General features: G+C 73.1%; 14 protein-coding genes. 11 read left to right on the forward strand and 3 right to left on the reverse strand.

Annotated features, from left to right (window positions below):
• Positions 1–101: 101 nt before the first annotated feature.
• Positions 102–1,544, reverse strand: a complete 1,443-nt coding sequence (locus ACWDBE_RS21100) for a glyceraldehyde-3-phosphate dehydrogenase (RefSeq protein ID WP_449788651.1) — start codon at positions 1,542–1,544, stop codon at positions 102–104.
• Positions 1,545–1,801: 257 nt separating this feature from the next.
• On the opposite strand from ACWDBE_RS21100, the gene ACWDBE_RS21105 reads away from it, so the two are divergent.
• The 10 genes from ACWDBE_RS21105 to ACWDBE_RS21150 all read left to right on the forward strand — a co-directional run bounded on the left by ACWDBE_RS21105 (position 1,802) and on the right by ACWDBE_RS21150 (position 14,236).
• A complete protein-coding gene (locus tag ACWDBE_RS21105) occupies positions 1,802–3,952 on the forward strand; it encodes a UvrD-helicase domain-containing protein (RefSeq protein ID WP_449808758.1) in 2,151 nt (716 codons plus the stop codon).
• A 169-nt stretch (positions 3,953–4,121) separates the two neighbouring features.
• Positions 4,122–4,589 carry a GreA/GreB family elongation factor gene (locus ACWDBE_RS21110; RefSeq protein WP_449788653.1) on the forward strand — a complete coding sequence of 156 codons (468 nt, stop codon included), beginning with the start codon at positions 4,122–4,124 and terminating at the stop codon, positions 4,587–4,589.
• 225 nt (positions 4,590–4,814) lie between these two features.
• Complete coding sequence (locus tag ACWDBE_RS21115; RefSeq protein ID WP_449788705.1) at positions 4,815–6,092, forward strand: MFS transporter; 1,278 nt, start codon at positions 4,815–4,817, stop codon at positions 6,090–6,092.
• 26 nt (positions 6,093–6,118) lie between these two features.
• Complete coding sequence (fdhD, locus tag ACWDBE_RS21120; RefSeq protein WP_449788654.1) at positions 6,119–7,006, forward strand: formate dehydrogenase accessory sulfurtransferase FdhD; 888 nt, start codon at positions 6,119–6,121, stop codon at positions 7,004–7,006.
• A gap of 3 nt (positions 7,007–7,009) precedes the next feature.
• Entirely contained in the window at positions 7,010–7,927 is a 918-nt protein-coding gene (locus ACWDBE_RS21125; protein WP_449808759.1) for a LysR family transcriptional regulator, read from the forward strand.
• A gap of 530 nt (positions 7,928–8,457) precedes the next feature.
• Positions 8,458–10,107 carry an NRAMP family divalent metal transporter gene (locus tag ACWDBE_RS21130; RefSeq protein ID WP_449788656.1) on the forward strand — a complete coding sequence of 550 codons (1,650 nt, stop codon included), beginning with the start codon at positions 8,458–8,460 and terminating at the stop codon, positions 10,105–10,107.
• 94 nt (positions 10,108–10,201) lie between these two features.
• Positions 10,202–10,591, forward strand: a complete 390-nt coding sequence (locus ACWDBE_RS21135; protein WP_402400731.1) for a winged helix-turn-helix domain-containing protein — start codon at positions 10,202–10,204, stop codon at positions 10,589–10,591.
• 100 nt (positions 10,592–10,691) lie between these two features.
• On the forward strand, positions 10,692–10,907 hold the full coding sequence (locus tag ACWDBE_RS21140) for a hypothetical protein (protein ID WP_449808760.1): 216 nt from the start codon (positions 10,692–10,694) through the stop codon (positions 10,905–10,907).
• A gap of 120 nt (positions 10,908–11,027) precedes the next feature.
• Positions 11,028–12,839, forward strand: coding sequence for an ABC transporter permease (locus ACWDBE_RS21145; protein ID WP_449808761.1), 1,812 nt, complete (start codon positions 11,028–11,030; stop codon positions 12,837–12,839).
• Positions 12,840–12,853: 14 nt separating this feature from the next.
• Positions 12,854–14,236, forward strand: a complete 1,383-nt coding sequence (locus tag ACWDBE_RS21150) for an ABC transporter ATP-binding protein (protein ID WP_449808762.1) — start codon at positions 12,854–12,856, stop codon at positions 14,234–14,236.
• 167 nt (positions 14,237–14,403) lie between these two features.
• Here ACWDBE_RS21150 and ACWDBE_RS21155 read toward each other — a convergent pair whose 3' ends face one another.
• Positions 14,404–14,814 (reverse strand): ArsR/SmtB family transcription factor, encoded by a 411-nt coding sequence (locus tag ACWDBE_RS21155; RefSeq protein WP_392919885.1) that lies wholly within the window; start codon positions 14,812–14,814, stop codon positions 14,404–14,406.
• 102 nt (positions 14,815–14,916) lie between these two features.
• Positions 14,917–15,243 (reverse strand): antibiotic biosynthesis monooxygenase family protein, encoded by a 327-nt coding sequence (locus ACWDBE_RS21160; RefSeq protein ID WP_449808763.1) that lies wholly within the window; start codon positions 15,241–15,243, stop codon positions 14,917–14,919.
• Positions 15,244–15,571: 328 nt separating this feature from the next.
• Here ACWDBE_RS21160 and ACWDBE_RS21165 point away from each other — a divergent pair, with 328 nt between their 5' ends.
• Positions 15,572–16,345 (forward strand): DUF4232 domain-containing protein, encoded by a 774-nt coding sequence (locus ACWDBE_RS21165; protein WP_449788661.1) that lies wholly within the window; start codon positions 15,572–15,574, stop codon positions 16,343–16,345.
• Positions 16,346–16,415: the final 70 nt, after the last annotated feature.

A 16,415-nucleotide genomic window follows, 5' to 3' on the forward strand; every position in this document is an offset into this window, starting at 1 on the left:
TCTCTTTACCACACTCCCCCCCTCCCCCCCGCGCGGGTGTGCTGGGCACATTATCGCCCCCGCCCCACCGCACTGCCGTGTCGTCCTGCCCTACCGGTGGATCAGACCGCCGGAGCCGGGAAGGTCGGGTACTCGACGCCCGAGATGTACTGCACGACCCGGACGACCTGGCACGAGTAGCCGAACTCGTTGTCGTACCACAGGTACAGGATCGCGTTGTCGCCCTCGACCTTGGTCGCGCCGGCGTCCACGATCGAGGCGTGGCGCGAGCCGATGAAGTCGCTGGAGACGGCGTCGGGCGAGTCGGTGAAGTCGATCTGGCGCTTCAGCGGCGAGGTCAGCGAGATCTCCCGCAGGTAGTCGAGGACCTCCTCGCGGTTGGTCTCGCGCTTCAGCTGCAGGTTCAGGATCGCGATGGACACGTCCGGCACCGGCACGCGGATCGAGCTGCCGGTGATCTTCGCCTTGAGGTCCGGCAGGGCCTTGGCGACGGCCGAGGCGGCACCGGTCTCGGTGATCACCATGTTCAGCGGCGCCGAGCGGCCACGACGGTCGGCCTTGTGGTAGTTGTCCAGCAGGTTCTGGTCGTTGGTGAACGAGTGGACGGTCTCCACGTGGCCGCGGACCACGCCGTACTCGTCCTCCATCGCCTTCAGCGGCGGGACGATGGCGTTGGTGGTGCAGGAGGCGCAGGAGATGATCTGCTCGTCCGGCTTGATCATGTCGTGGTTGACGCCGTGCACGATGTTCGGCACGTCGCCCTTGCCCGGGGCGGTCAGCACGACCTTGGCGATGCCGGGGCGCAGGTGCTTGGACAGGCCCTCGCGGTCACGCCACTTGCCGGTGTTGTCGATCAGGATCGCGTCCTTGATCCCGTACTCCGTGTAGTCGACCTCGCTCGGGTCGTTGGAGTAGATCACCGTGATCTCGTTGCCGTTGACGACGATCTTGTTGTTCGCCTCGTCGACGGTGATCGTGCCCTGGAACTGGCCGTGGATCGAGTCCCGGCGCAGCAGCGAGGCGCGCTTGACCAGGTCGTCGCCGCCGCCGTTGCGCACGACGATGGCCTTCAGCCGCAGACCGTTGCCGGACGCCTTCTCGATCAGCAGGCGGGCGACCAGGCGGCCGATCCGGCCGAACCCGTACAGCACGACGTCCTGCGCGGACCGGCGCTCCAGCTTGTTCTCGCCCGTGGCGCCGACGACGGCCTGGGCGGTGAACTCCGCCACCGACAGGCCCCGGTCGTCCGCCTTGTAGGTCGAGGCGAGCATCCCGAGGTCGATCTGCGAGGGGCCGAGGTCCAGGGCGGTCAGGGCCTCCAGGAACGGCATCGTCTCGGTGACCGAGAGCTCCTCGCCGGCTATCTGCCGGGCGAAGCGGTGCGTCTTGAGGATGCTGACCACCGACTTGTTCACCAGGGACCGGCTGTGGAGCAGGACGGTGACGTCCCGCTCCCGGTGCAGGCGCCCGATGATCGGGATCATCGACTCCGCGATCTCCTCGCGGTTCTTCCAGTCCGTGAACACGTCGTCGTTGACAGTCACAAGTCCATCTTTCGAGCTGAGGGTGTTGCCCACATGGTAGCTTCGCCCGCCCGCGCCCCGACCGCCGGTCCCCGCCCAGCCCTCTCCACCCACGCCCCCGACCTGCGCTTTCGCCCCCCGCCCCACCACCGAAGGTGATCACCGCCACCCCGCAGGGGCTCCCGCCGGGCGGCCCGCCGCGAGTGATCACCGGGGCCAGTACAGTGAGGCGCACTGCCCGGCCGCGCGGACGGGCCGGGAGCGCGAGGGGGGCCGGGGTGGCGACGCTGGGCATGCACCGGGACTTCCTGATGGAGTTCGCGGCGCTGGAGAAGCCGGTGCAGCGGCGGGTCTTCGAGACCTTCGAGAAGTTCACCGAGGCCACCCACACCGGCGTGCACCTGGAGAAGCTCACCAACCAGCGGGACCCCCGGATCCGGACCATCCGGATCACCGACTTCTGGCGCGGGGTCGTCCTCAAGGCCGACCGGGGCGACGGCTACCTCCTGCTGAAGGTCCTTCCGCACGACAAGGCCAACGACTGGGCCGCCAAGCACCGGGCCTCGGTCAACGCCGCCACCCAGGGCGTCGAGATCCGCAACGACGTCGCGCTGGAACGGGCCTCCCGGTCGCTGAGGGTGCTGGCCGCCGACGAACCCCGGAGGCTCTTCGCCGACCGCTCCGACAAGGTCCTGCGCAGCCTGGGCGTCGACGAGGAGATCCTGCCGATCATCCGGCTGCTCCCCGACGAGGCCCACCTGGAGGCACTCCACCGCGTGCTGCCGGAGCAGCAGTTCGACGTCCTGATCGGCCTCGCGAGCGGGATGGAGCCGGCCGAGATCGACCGTGAGATCGTCCAGGCGTACGCCCGGGCGGCCGCCCCCACGAGCGTCGAACAGCCCGCCGACGGTCTGGTCTCGGCCATGGCCCGCGCGCGCGGCCGGGTCGCCCTGGTGTCCGGGCCCGAGGAGCTGCTGGAGATCCTGGAACGCCCCTTCGACGCCTGGCGGATCTTCCTGCACCCGGCCCAGTACCGGGTCGCCTACCGGGAGTCGTACAACGGGCCGGCCCGGGTGACGGGTGGCCCCGGGACCGGGAAGACGGTGGTGGCCCTGCACCGGGCGTACCACCTGGCACGCCGGTTGCCGCAGGACGCACCTGACGGATCGATTCTGCTGACCACCTTCTCCGAGGACCTCGCCGCGGAGCTGGAGCGCTGCCTCGCACTGCTCGTCACGAACGAGCGGATCCTGGCGAAGGTCCGGGTGGTCACCGTCGACGCGCTGGCCGAGGAGGTCCTGCGGCGGTCCCCCCGCGGCGCCCCGACGAAGGTCCTCTTCCAGCAGCCCGCGGTCCTCGCCCGCTGGGGACGGGTCGTCCGTCGGCTCGGCGCCGAGTTCACCGACGTGTTCCTCGACCAGGAGTGGCGACAGGTCGTCCTGGCCCAGGCGATCGAGAGCCACGAGCAGTACCTGCGGGCACCGCGCTCCGGACGCGGCAAGGCCCTCGGGGCCACGGAGCGGACCCGGCTCTGGCGGGTGGTGGCCGCGTTCGAGGAGGAGCTGCGCCAGGCCGGGGAGTTGACGTACCTCCAGGTCTGCGCGCAGGCCGCGCGGGCCCTCGACGACCAGGACGCCCGCCCGTTCCGGCACGTGGTGATCGACGAGGCGCAGGATCTGCACCCCGTCCAGTGGCGGTTCCTGCGGGCGCTCGTGGCCGTCGGGCCGGACGACCTGTTCCTCGCCGGCGATCCGCACCAGCGGATCTACGGGAACAAGGTCTCGCTGCGCTCGCTCGGCATCCAGGTGGTCGGCCGTTCCTTCCGCCTGCGGATCAACTACCGGACGACGCAGGAGATCCTCAGCTGGTCCGCGTCCCTGCTCACCGGCGAACGCCCGGACGACATGGACGGCGGGGAGGACTCGCTGGCCGGCTACCACTCGACCCTGCACGGCGCGCACCCCGAGGTGGTCGGCCACCCCGACCAGGCCGAGGAGATCCGGGCCCTGGTCGCGCGCGTCGAGGAGTGGACCGCCTCGGGCGTGAGCCCGGCGGACATCGGCGTCGCCGTGCGCACCGCCCGACTCGGCCGCGACATCGCCCGGGCCCTGGAGCGGAGCGGGACGCCGGCCCACCTGCTCGGCGACGTGCCCTCCCCCGGTGTCCGGGTCGGGACCATGCACCGGATGAAGGGGCTGGAGTTCCGCTGCGTCGCCGTGGCGGGTGTGAGCGACGGGATGCTGCCCATGCCCAGCGCGGTCACCCCGCAGGACACGGATCCGCTGCAGCACCGCGAGGACCTGGACAGCGAACTGAGCCTGCTCTTCGTGGCGTGCACGCGCGCACGGGAAGCCCTCTTCGTCTCCTGGCACGGGGCACCCAGCGACTTCCTCGAACCGGTCGTCCCGGCGCACTCGCCCGCCCGGTGACCCGCGCGGCCGTGGGACTGCGGGACCGCGGGGCTGCGGGACTGCGGGTGACGCTCGGTGAGGGGCCGAAGGCGGTCGATCCGCCCGGAAGTTGCCCCGGTCTCCGTGGGGTGGGGTAATGGGAGGCGGCCGGTGTTCGAGCGTTGACGAGCAGCCCCGGGAGCTTGGGATGAGCGGTGGGCCGGAACCGATCAGTGCCGAGGGTCTGCGTGCGGTGCGGGAGGAGTTGGCGCAGCTGCGGGCGGACCGGGGGAAGGTGGCGGCGACGCTGCGCGGGGTGGAGCCGACGGGGGACCGGGCGGACGCGGCGGACGAGTTGCAGCGGGCGTCGGAGGTGACCCGCCTGGACCGGCGGATCACCGAGCTGGAGACGCGTCTGCGGGAGGCCGAGGTGGCCGGGGAGCCGTCCACGCGCGTGGTCGGGGTGGGGTCGACGGTGACCGTGCGGTTCGGCGACGGCACGGAGGAGACCGTCGAGATCTCGGAGTTGGCGGAGGAACGGGACCTCACCCTGGTCACCTTCGACAGCCCGCTCGGGAAGGCGCTGCTGGGCCGCCACGCCGGGGAGACGGTGCACTACGAGACTCCGGCCGGCGCGGCCAGCGCGATGGTGCTGTCGGTGGGCGACACGGCGTAGCCCGGGCGGAATCGCGGAATTCCCGATCGCACTTCCGGGATATTCGTGGAAGGGCGTTCGGGAATTCACCGATAGGTGTCGCCTATCAGCTCACAGGAACTGCTTCTTTGACGCTCCGGAACGATGGACCACACACTGGACCTGCGGAAATCCAGGAATGGCCGGAAAGTCGGGAACGGGGCAGAACATCGCATGGGCGGTACCGATGGAATGCGTATCGATGGAATGTCCGTGCCGCACCCCACCAGCGCTTGGCTCCCGGCGGCCGCCGCCGTCGCCGTCGCCGCCTGGGGCGCCAATCAGTTCACCGCACTGGCCTCCGTGTACCGGGCGCGCACCGACTGGTCGGCGCTCTCGCTCGCCGCGATGTTCTCGGTCTACCTGCTCGGCCTGGTGCCCGGTCTGCTGCTGGGCGGACCGGCCGCCGACCGGTGCGGACGGCGGCGGACGGTGCGCGGTGCGCTGGGCCTGTCCGCCGCCGCCAGCGTGGTGCTGGCCCTGCCGGACGAGCCGTCGGTGTACGCCGCCCGGCTGGCCACCGGCTTCGCGGCCGGGCTGGTGTTCCTCGCCGGGACGGCCTGGCTGCGCGAGCTGTCCGGGCCCGGCGTCCCGGCCGAGCGGAGCGCCCGCCGGGCGATGTACGCCACCGGTACGGGCTTCGCGGCGGGTGCGCTGGCCTCCGGGGTGATCGCCGAGTGGCTGCCCGCCCCGACGGTGCTGCCCGCCCTCGCCCAGGCGCTGGGCTGCCTGCTGGTGCTGCGGGCCACCCGCGGGCTCCCGGAGACCGCCCGCGGCCGCGGCAACGGACTCGGCGCGGGACCCGGCAAGCGCGACCGCACCGGACCGGTGCACGGCACACCGCCGCCGCCCCGCACGGCCGCCGTCCGCCACCCACGGTTCCGCTACGTCGTCCTGCCCGCCAGCCCGGCCGTGCTCGGCGCCGCCACCGTGGCGTACGTGGTGCTGCCGCCGCTGGTTGCCGACCGGGTGCCCGGCTACGCGCCGCTGTTCAGCGGTCTGGTCGCGGCGCTGACCCTGGCCACGGGCGTGGTCGCCCAGCCCTTCGCCGCCCGGCTGGACGACGCGGACAGCGCCCGGGCCACCCTCACCGCGATGGCCACCGTGATCGCCGGACTGCTGCTCGGCGCGCTCGCCGCCGCCCGGGACTCGGTGGGCCTGGTGGTGGCCGCCGCCGTCGTCCTCGGCACCGGGTACGGGCTGACGCTCGGCGCGGGGCTGCACGAGGTGGAGCGGCTGACCCCGCCCGCCTCCGGGCCGACCTCCGCCTCGCTCTACCAGAGCACCACCTCCAGCGGATTCCTCACCCCGCTGCTGCTCGCCGGCACCGCCGGCCACGCCTCCTACCCGGCACTGCTCGCGGGCATGGCGGCCGTGGGCCTGCTCTGCCTGGCGGTCACCGCGACACACAGCCGCCGCCACCTGCCGGACCCGCCGGAGCCGCGCACCGCCGTCAGGAGGGAGGATTCATCCGTACAGACCTGACGGAGAGCACCGAGGAGCCGACGAGCATGGGCCGAGTGACCGTACCCCGCAGAGTGCTGCGCCTGCGCCAGGGCAAGCCCTCGTACCGTCCCGACACCCTGGCGGCCGAGGAGCCGATGGAGATCCGGGTCGGCGGGCGTCCGCTGACGGTGACCATGCGCACCCCCGGCAGCGACTTCGACCTGGCGGCCGGCTTCCTGGTCGGCGAGGGCGCGGTGCACGCCGCCGAGCAGGTGGCCGGCATCCGCTACTGCGCTGGCGCCACCGCCGACGGCGGCAACACCTACAACGTGGTGGACGTCCTGCTCGCCCCCGGCGTGCCCGCCCCCGACGCCTCGCTGGAGCGCAACTTCTACACCACCTCCTCCTGCGGCCTGTGCGGCAAGGCCAGCCTGGACGCGGTGCGCACCACCGCGCCGTGGAGCGTCGCCGAGGACGGGCTGCGGGTGACCCCCGCACTGCTCTCCGCGCTGCCCGACCGGCTGCGCGCCGCCCAGAAGGTCTTCGACAGCACCGGCGGCCTGCACGCGGCCGGGCTGTTCGACGCCGACGGGCGGCTGCTCTGCCTGCGCGAGGACGTGGGCCGGCACAACGCGGTGGACAAGGTGGTCGGCCACGCCCTGCGCGAGGGCCTGCTGCCGGCCCGCGGCACGGTGCTGATGGTCAGCGGCCGGGCCTCCTTCGAACTGGTGCAGAAGGCGGTGATGGCGGGCATCCCGTTGCTCGCAGCGGTCTCCGCGCCGTCCTCGCTGGCCGTGGACCTCGCCGAGGAGAGCGGGCTGACCCTGGTCGGCTTCCTGCGCGGCGACTCGATGAACGTCTACACCCGCACCGACCGCGTCGACACCGACGGCCCCACGACCGCCGCCACCCGCACCGACGGCCACGGCACCGCCGTCCCCGGGATCGAGTAGGCGATGCTGTTCCGCCAGCTCGAGTACCTCGTGGCGCTCTCCCGGGAGCGCCACTTCGCGCGCGCCGCCCAGGCCTGCCACGTCTCCCAGCCGGCCCTGTCCGAGGCGCTGCGCAAGCTGGAGGACGAGCTCGGGGTGCTGCTGGTGCGGCGCGGCCGTGCCTACGAGGGCCTGACCCCCGAGGGCGAGCGGATCGTGCTGCGGGCGCAGCGCATCCTGGCCGACCGGGACGCCCTGCGGGACGAGGTGGACGCGCTGCGCACCGGTCTGAGCGGACGGCTGCGGATCGGCTCGGTGCCGACCGCCTCGGGCGCCGTGTCGCTGCTCACCGGGCCGTTCTGCACCGCCCACCCGCTGGCCGCCGTGGAGCTGTCCACCGATCTGCGCTCCGAGGAACTCCTGCGCCTGGTACGGAACTTCGAGATCGACGCGGGCGTCACCTACCTGCCCGGGCCGGGCCACGAGGACCTGCGCGCACTCCCGCTGTACGAGGAGCGGTACGTCCTGCTGACCGGCGCGGCCGACGAGCCGGCCCAGCACCCGCGGGTGACGTGGGCGCAGGCCGCCCGGCTGCCGCTGTGCCTGCTGCACCCGGGCCTGCAGGGCCGCCGGGTGCTGGACGAGGTGTTCGCCGGCCTCGGGCTGGAGCCGACGCCGCGGGTCGAGACCGATTCGGTGGCCTCGCTCTTCGCCCACGTCCGCACCGGGCACTGGGCGAGCGTGGTGCCGTACGCGTGGCTGCACGTGTTCGGCGTGCCGCGCGGGATGCGGGCCGTCCCGCTCGCGGAGCCGGCGCACAGCGCGCCCATCGGGCTGGTGATCGCCGCCCGGGAGCCCGGCTCGGTGATGGCCCGTGCGCTGCTGGAGGTCGCCCGGCGCACGGAGGTGGCCGCCGTGCTCAACAGCCTGCCGACGGCGTGACCGCTCGACACGCGGGGCCGGACCGCCGGACGTGGCCTCGCCCCCGACGCCGGGTGTCCGACCGATCATGAAGCGCCTGAAGGTAACCGTGACGAGGGGGCCCGAAGGTAAAGATTTAACCAAGTGCGCAAGTATCGCCTCCGAGCAGGGCTAAGCTCGGACGAGTTGGGGTGAACCGGCGGTCGCGTTCCGCGGGCCGGTGAACTCCTTGCCGCGTCGATGACACGCACCACGGGGTGCGCCGGCCGGGAGGAGGCGAGAGACATGGATTGCAGTAGTCCGGGCCACAGTTGCCCCTACCCCCGCTTGCCCTCGTACACCTCCGGCATGCGGTAACACCTTTCCCTGCACAACGCTCTGACGAACAGTCAGCCACGACGACACGTCGTTTCCACACGCGGTTCCGCCGTGCCCGCACGCCTGCGTACGGGCCGCGCCACCGCGTGTCGATGCGCCGTGCCCGCCTGCAGGGAGCGCTGCCGCCTGCCTCCGACCCGCCCCGCCTGCCCGGGGCCCAGGGAGGAAACCTCATGACCACCCACGCCACTCTCAACTCCACGGTCCCCGAGCCGCGTTCGGCCGTCCTCGACGACGCGCACGTCGGCGACATCAAGGGTGCGCTCGGCACCATCAGGCTCGACGACGACACCCCGCGCCACGGCCTGTCGGCGCGGCTGAAGACCCTGCTCGCGATCGTCGGCCCCGGCCTGATCGTGATGGTCGGCGACAACGACGCGGGCGCCTTCTCCACCTACGGCCAGGCCGGGCAGAACTACGGCACCAAGCTGCTGTGGACGCTGCTGATGCTCGTCCCGGTGCTCTACGTCAACCAGGAGATGGTGCTGCGTCTGGGCGCCGTCACCGGCGTCGGCCACGCCCGGCTGATCCTGGAGCGCTTCGGCAAGTTCTGGGGCGCTTTCAGCGTCATCGACCTGTTCCTGCTGAACGCCCTGACACTGGTCACCGAGTTCATCGGGGTGACGCTCGCGGCCGGGTACCTGGGCCTGCCGAAGGTCGCCTCGGTGGTGCTGGCGGCCGGGATCATCATCGCCTCGGCCTTCACCGGCTCCTTCCAGCGCTTCGAGCGGGTCGCCGTCACCCTGTGCATAGGCTCGCTGCTGCTGGTCCCGATCTACTTCATGATCCACCCCAGGACCTCGCAGCTGGCCCACGACTTCGTCGTGCCCAGCATGCCCGGCGGCGCCGGCGAACTCGCCGCCGTGATGCTGGTCATCGTCTCCATCGTCGGCACCACCGTCGCCCCGTGGCAGCTGTTCTTCCAGCAGTCCTACGTCATCGACAAGCGGATCACCCCCCGCTTCATGAAGTACGAGAAGGCCGACCTCTGGATCGGCATCGTGATCGTCATCGTCGGCGCCGCCGCCATGATGGGCCTCACCGCCGCGGCCTTCACGGGCACCGACGGCTTCGGCCGGTTCTCCGACGCGGCCGCCGTCGCCAGGGGCATCGAGGACAAGGCCGGACACCTGGCCGGCGTGCTGTTCGCCGTCGCGCTGCTGGACGCCTCGATCATCGGCGCCTTCGCGGTCTCCCTGTCCACCGCGTACGCGATCGGCGACGTCTTCGGCATCAGGCACTCGCTGCACCGCGGGGTGAAGGGCGCCAAGGGCTTCTACGGGATCTACGCGGGCCTGGTCGTCGCGGCGGCGGCGATCACGCTGCTCTCCACCGACTACACCCAGGGCCTGATGACCCAGTTCGTCCAGGTGCTGGCCGGGGTGCTGCTGCCGTCCGCGACCGTCTTCCTGCTGTTGCTCTGCAACGACCGGGCCGTGCTCGGCCCCTGGGTGAACGGCCCCAGGACCAACGCCTTCACTTCGGCGGTGGTCGGCGTCCTGGTGATGCTCTCGCTGATCCTCACCGCCGCCGTGGTCTGGCCGGACATCAGCTCCGGGGCCATCCTGTGGATCATGGCGGGCTGCGGCGTCGCCGGGGTGCTCGTCGCCGGGTACTCCTTCACCGCCGGGCGCCGCGGCACCAAGGAGGACCCCGTCGACCGCACCGGCCGGGAGAACTGGCGGATGCCCCCGCTGGAGACCCTCGACAAGCCGGTGATGTCCACCGCCCGCAAGGTCGGCATGGGCGCGCTGCGCGCCTACCTGCTGCTCGCGATGGCGATGGTCGTCGTCAAGATCGTCCAGACCGCACTCGACCACTGAGCCGCGGGCCGGGCCGGCGGACCGCCGCCCCCGCCGCCCCCGTCCGCCCCGACGTCCACCCCGCTCGCCCCGACCCCGAAGGAGTCCGACCACCATGGCCCTGCGCTACCCCAGGCTCGACGCCCTCTTCTCGGACCACCCCGCACCCGCCCCGAACCGGCGCCCGGCCCCGCGCCCCTTCCCCGCGCCCGGCCTGGTGGTGGACACCGAGCAGCGCACCGTCACCGTCGAGGGCCGCCAGGTCACCATGCCGTACCTGGAGTTCGAATTGCTCGCCCACCTGGTCGGCAACCCGCTGCGGGTGCACTCCCGGCGCCAGCTGATGGAGAACGTCTGGGGCCGCACCGACACCGGCGACTCCCGCACCGTCGCCACCCACATCGCCCGGATCCGGCGCAAGCTCGGGCCCGGGCACCGGGAGGCGATCGCCACCGTCCGGCAGATCGGCTACAAGTACGACCCCCGGCTGGCCCGGACGGCCTGACCGCCCGACCGCCCGACCACTTGACCGCCTGACCGCCTGACCGCCTGACCGCCTGACCGTCCCGCAGAGGACACGACACCCGTCGAAGGAGGGCCCCGCGATGACCCGAACCGTCCTGTTCCCCCGGACCGGCAGAGGCACCGCGCTGTGCGGCGTCCTGCTCCTGATCACCATCGAGGGCCTCGCCGTCGGCCTCGCGCCCCACCCGCTGCGACTGTTCCTGTCCGGCGCGCTCGTCGGCGCCTCGGTCGCCGGGCTGCTGCTCGCCCTGCTGCTGGCCGGCAGCGGGCGGCGGCAGTCGTCGGGCAGGCCCTAGCCGGACGGGCCCCGGGGCGGTACGCCATGCGGTACGACATGCGGTACGACATGCGGGACGGGTTTGCATACGGACGTACCGAGGGAGCAGACTGCCCGGGTTTGCGCCGGAGGTACCGCCATGACCCTGCTGAAGCCCGCCCCGGGCCGTTCCCGGGGCCCGCTGCCGGGCGGCCGCTCCCGGAGCCCGCTGCCCGGCGGCCGGTCCGCGGGCCTGTCGCCCGTCCGGACGGCGGGCCTCCTCGGCGGGCGGGTGTGGGTGGACCTGGTCGTCGCGGCCGCCGTCCTGGTGCTGCTCTACCTGGTGCTGCGGCTCGGCCAGGGCGGCTCCGTCCGGTTCTCCGCCGTCCGGGACGCGGCCGTCGACACCGACCCGGCCCGGCTGCCGTACGACGCGGTGCGCTCGCTGCTGCGGATGTTCGCCGCGCTCGCCGTCTCGGTCGTCTTCACCTTCTGCTACGCCTACGCCGCCGCCCGCAGCCGCCGGCTGGAGCGGGTGCTGATCCCGGCGCTGGACATCCTCCAGTCGGTGCCGGTGCTCGCCTTCCTGAGCGTCGCGGTCGCCGGCTTCCTCGCGCTCTTCCCCGGCTCGGTGCTCGGCCTCGAGTGCGCCGCCGTGTTCGCCATCTTCACCTCCCAGGCCTGGAACATGACCTTCGCCTTCTACCAGGCGCTGGTGTCGATGCCGCGCGAACTCGACGAGCTGTCCCGCTCGTTCGGGTTCAGCCGGTGGACGCGGTTCTGGAAGGTCGAGCTGCCCTCGGGGATGATCGGCCTGATCTGGAACGGCATGCTCGGCTTCGGTGGCGGCTGGTTCTTCCTGGTCGCCTCCGAGGCGATCACCGTGGACGGCCGGCGGTACGCGCTGCCCGGGGTCGGCTCGTACGCGGGCGCGGCCATCGCCGCCGGGGACCTCGGCCGGGTCGGCTGGGCGATCGCCACCATGGTGGTGCTGGTGATCGGCGTCAACTTCCTGTTCTGGCGGCCACTCACCGCCTGGGCCGAGCGCTTCAAGAACGAGCAGTCCGAGGCCACCGAGGTGCAGCGCTCGGTCGTACTGGACCTGCTGCGCCGCTCCCGGCTGCCCGCCGCGCTCGGCGGGGCGCTGCGCCCGGCCGGACGGGTGCTGAACCGGGTCGGGCGGGTCTTCGGCACCGCCGCCCGCCCGCCGGCGGCCCGCCCCGGCCGACGGCGGGCCGGGGACGTGGCCTTCGCCCTGGTCGCGGGCGGCATCGTGCTGTGGGGCGTCCTCGACCTGGGCCGCTACCTCGCCGACCGCACCGGCCTCGGCGTCTTCGGCGAGCCGCTGCTGCTGGGCCTGGCCACCCTCGCCCGGGTGCTCGTGCTGGTCGCGGTGGCCACCGTGGTCTGGGTGCCGATCGGTGTGAAGATCGGCTTCTCGCCCCGGCTGACCAGGATCGCCCAGCCCGTCGTCCAGGTGCTGGCCGGCTTCCCGGCCAACTTCCTCTTCCCCCTGGTGGTCTGGCTGCTGCTGCGCACCGGGGTGTCGATCGACCTCGGCGGCATCCTGCTGATGGCCCTCGGCTCCCAGTGGTACATCCTGTTCAACGCCATCGCCGGTGCCATGGCCGTGCCCACCGACCTGCGCGAGGCGATGGACGACCTCGGCGTGCGCGGCTGGCAGCGCTGGCGGCGGCTGATCATCCCGGCGGTCTTCCCGGCGTACGTCACCGGCGGCATCACCGCCTCGGGCGGCGCCTGGAACGCGTCCATCGTCGCCGAGGTGGTCACCTTCGGCTCCACCACGCTGACCGCGACCGGCCTCGGCGCGTACATCGCCCGGGCCGCCGAGCACGGTGACCACCCGCGCCTGCTCGCCGGGGTCGCGGTGATGAGCCTGTACGTCGTCGTCCTCAACCGTCTGCTCTGGCGCCGGCTGTACCGGCTGGCCGAGCGCCGCTACTCGCTGTAGTCCGGAGTCCGCCGATGCGCTTCCCGTTCCGCCTCCGCGCCACCACCGCCGTTCCCACCGCTCCCGTTCCCGTTCCTGGCCCCGCTCCCGTTCCCGAGGGGGACGAGGAGGTGCTGCTGGAGGCCGTCGGCCTGACCAAGGCCTACGCCGGGGCGGCCGGCGAACTGCCGGTGCTCTCCGGCATCGACCTCACCGTGCGGGCCGGCGAGATCGTCGCCGTGCTCGGGCGCTCGGGCTCCGGCAAGTCCACCCTGCTGCGCTGCCTGGCCGGGCTGATCCCGCCCAGCTCCGGCACCGTCCGCTACCGCGGCACCCCGCTCACCGGCGCCAACCCCGGCACCGCGCTGGTCTTCCAGACCTTCGCGCTGCTGCCCTGGCTGACCGTCCGGCAGAACGTCGAGCTCGGCCTGGAGGCCCGCGGGGTGCCGCCCCGGGAGCGTGCCCGGGCCGCCGCCCAGGCCATCGACCTGATCGGGCTGACCGGCTTCGCGTCCGCCTACCCCAAGGAGCTCTCCGGCGGGATGCGCCAGCGGGTCGGCTTCGCCCGGGCGCTGGTCGTCGAACCGGACGTGCTGATGATGGACGAGCCGTTCTCCGCCCTCGACGTGCTCACCGCCGAGAACCTGCGCGGCGAGCTGATGGAGCTGTGGGACTCCGGCCAGTTCCCCACCCGGGCCGTCGTCCTGGTCACCCACAACATCGAGGAGGCGGTGCTGATGGCCGACCGCGTCGTGGTCCTCGGCGCCCGCCCGTACGGGACCATCAGGGAAACCGTCGAGGTCGCCCTGGAGCGGCCGCGGGACCGCGAATCGGCGGCCTTCGACGAACTGGTGGACCGGGTGTACCGGATCATGACCGGCCGGCCCATGGACACCCGACCGGCCGGCCGCACCGGCCACGACCCCGACCCCGATCGGCGCACCGTCGCCAGCACCCCGCTACCCCCGGCGAGCGTCGACGGCCTCTCCGGTCTCGCCGAGACGGTCGCCCACCGCGGCGGGAGCTGCGACCTGGCCGGGCTCGCCGACGAACTCGGCCTGGACATCGACGACCTGCTCCCCCAGGTCGACGCGCTCGACCTGCTCGGGCTCGCCGAGGTCCACGGCGACGACCTGCTGCTCACCCAGACCGGCGCCGCCTACGCCGGGGCCGACGCCCAGGACTCCCGCGCGGTGTTCGCCGCCGCGGCCCTGGAGGTCCCGCTGGTCAAGCTGATCGCCAACAGCCTCGGCGGCCGGCCCGGCGCCACCGTCCGCACCGGCTTCCTGCGCGACCTGCTCGGCCGCCACTACACCGTCGAGCAGACCGACCGGCAACTGGAGACCGCCACCGACTGGGGCCGCTACGCGGGGCTCTTCGCGTACGACGCCGACCGGCAGGAGTACCGGCTGCAGTAGCGGCTCCCGGACCGGGGGCGTACGGACCGGCGGCCGGCGGTAGCGGCGAACCCCGGCGCACCCGTCGTGCCGACACGTCGACCGGACGGAACCACAGCGATGTCGGACAACAGGCGCTCCTTCCTCGGAACCGCCGCCGCGACCGAGTGGCCGGACCGGACCGCCGATTATCCGGTCGCCGGGCGGCGGCGCACCGCGCGGGCCGCGCGGGCGAAGGGCTGCGGGGCGGTCGCACCGGCCGGAGCGGCTCCGTCGTCGCCGCCGTCGCGACGGTCGGGCAGGTCCTGGGCGATCAGCGCGGCCTCGGTGAGCAGCCCGCGCACCTCGGTGGCCCGGTAGAAGATCCGCGTGCCCTCCCGCCGGGCCACCACCAGTCCGGCCGCCCGCAGCTTCGCCAGGTGCTGCGAGGTCGCCGCCACGTGCGCCCCCAACAGCTCGGCCAGCTCGCTCACCGGCAGCTCCCGGCCGCTCAGCGCCCACAGCAGCCGGTAGCGCGACGGGTCCGCCACCGCCTTCAGCACCGCCACCGCCCGCTCCGCCGCCTCGGCGTCCCAGGCCTCATCCCGCGCACCACCCATACAGGGATCGTACCGAGGTGCGCCCGCGCGCCCGGGGCCGGGAAGATCCGACGGCGGCCCCGGGCGTGCGCCGGGCGTTCGCGCCGGGCGTTCGCGCCGGGGTCAGCGCGCCGGGTACGCCTCCGGCTCCAGGGTCGAGCTGGTCCGGAGCACGTTGGTGACGCTCAATTCGTAGAACGAGTACCACTTGTCCCGCCCCTGCTGCTGGGCGTTCCGGTGCTCCAGGTCGGCGCGCCACTGCGCCAGCGTCTCCGGGTTGCGCCACCACACCAGGGTCAGGCGTTCGCCGTCCTCGGCCTCGTAGCTCTTGACCCGGACGAGGTCGTCGCCGTAGACCGCCCGCGCCTTCTCGGCGAGGTGGTCGTCCGTCATCCGGTAGTCGCCGTCGACCTGCTCCGAGAAGCGCGACCTGAACACGACCAGAATCATCTCTGTCTCCCATCAGTTCCGGCTGATGACATCTGACGACACAGCAGTTCCCCCGGTTCACGCGGTTCACCCGGTCCCCGGTGGTTCCGTTCCCGCCCCGGCCCCCGCGAAGGGCCTGCGGAACGTTCCGGAAGTCCGTTCCAGGCGGGCACGAAACCGCAGGTCAGAGGGCGTGGAACCGTTCCGGTGTCCCGGCCTGGCCGGGAAGCCTGGCGGACCGGGCGGACGGCGGACCAGAGTTCTGCCCAGCGGCCGGTGCCGATGGCCCGCCGCCCCGTCCACTCCTTCATCCGCGGCTCCGTCCGCGATCCGTTACGGGGGAACCTCCATGTCCGCTCGCCGTGCCGTGTCCGCCCGCCGTGCCCTGTTCGTCCCGGCCGCCCTCGCGCTGGGCGCCGCCCTCACCCTGACCGCCTGTGGGCCCGACGGCGGCGGCGACGCGGCGAAGCCCGCCCGGTCCGCCTCGGCCGCCTCGCCCGGCACCGCCGCCCCCGCTCCCGGGGCCCCGGCTCCGGCGGCCCCCGCCGCCCAGCCGACGGCCGCTGCTCCCGCCCCGGCGGCTCCCGCCGGAGCCGGCACGGCCCGCCCCAAGACCCCCGTGGTCCCCGCCACGGGCGGCGCGGCCGCGGCCGGTGGCGATGAGGCCTACGCCTACACCCACTCCTGCAAGGCCGACAAGCTGACGGTCAGGGTGACCACCAGGACCGGGTCGCCCGACCAGCGGGTGATCGAGGTGCACAACCAGGGCGGCACCTACTGCGGTCTGAGCTACTACCCGCTCGTCAACCTCGGGAGCTCGAAGGCCCCCGACCACGGCGGCGACCTCACTCCGCTGGTTCCGGGCGGGCTGGGCGGCCCGCCGGCCCACGCGCTGGCCCCCGGCAAGAGCACCTACGCGGTGGTGGACCTCAACCCCGGCAGCGGCAGCGTGGCCGACGTGGACCAGCTGAACGTCCTGGCCGACGACCAGATGCCCAACTCCGACACCCGGACCTTCCCGCTCGGCGCCGGCGCGAAGGTCGGCAAGCAGCCCAAGGTCGGCCTGTACCGGGACAACGTCGCCGACGCGGCCTCCTCCACCGAGACGGCCGGCCGGAGCTGACCTGCTGCGTCGCGCTCCCCCCGCTCCCGGTACGGTGACCGGTACGGTGATCCGCGGATCGACGGCATCC

This window comes from Kitasatospora sp. NPDC001132, assembly GCF_053598415.1.

Coding starts and splice junctions, on each gene's coding strand:
- ACWDBE_RS21110 (WP_449788653.1), top strand. CDS start 4,122: ATGAGCGGTGGGCCGGAACCGATCAGTGCCGAGGGTCTGCGTGCGGTG.
- ACWDBE_RS21115 (WP_449788705.1), top strand. CDS start 4,815: ATGTCCGTGCCGCACCCCACCAGCGCTTGGCTCCCGGCGGCCGCCGCC.
- fdhD (WP_449788654.1), top strand. CDS start 6,119: ATGGGCCGAGTGACCGTACCCCGCAGAGTGCTGCGCCTGCGCCAGGGC.
- ACWDBE_RS21125 (WP_449808759.1), top strand. CDS start 7,010: ATGCTGTTCCGCCAGCTCGAGTACCTCGTGGCGCTCTCCCGGGAGCGC.
- ACWDBE_RS21130 (WP_449788656.1), top strand. CDS start 8,458: ATGACCACCCACGCCACTCTCAACTCCACGGTCCCCGAGCCGCGTTCG.
- ACWDBE_RS21135 (WP_402400731.1), top strand. CDS start 10,202: ATGGCCCTGCGCTACCCCAGGCTCGACGCCCTCTTCTCGGACCACCCC.
- ACWDBE_RS21140 (WP_449808760.1), top strand. CDS start 10,692: ATGACCCGAACCGTCCTGTTCCCCCGGACCGGCAGAGGCACCGCGCTG.
- ACWDBE_RS21145 (WP_449808761.1), top strand. CDS start 11,028: ATGACCCTGCTGAAGCCCGCCCCGGGCCGTTCCCGGGGCCCGCTGCCG.
- ACWDBE_RS21150 (WP_449808762.1), top strand. CDS start 12,854: ATGCGCTTCCCGTTCCGCCTCCGCGCCACCACCGCCGTTCCCACCGCT.
- ACWDBE_RS21155 (WP_392919885.1), bottom strand. CDS start 14,814: ATGGGTGGTGCGCGGGATGAGGCCTGGGACGCCGAGGCGGCGGAGCGG.
- ACWDBE_RS21160 (WP_449808763.1), bottom strand. CDS start 15,243: ATGATTCTGGTCGTGTTCAGGTCGCGCTTCTCGGAGCAGGTCGACGGC.
- ACWDBE_RS21165 (WP_449788661.1), top strand. CDS start 15,572: ATGTCCGCTCGCCGTGCCGTGTCCGCCCGCCGTGCCCTGTTCGTCCCG.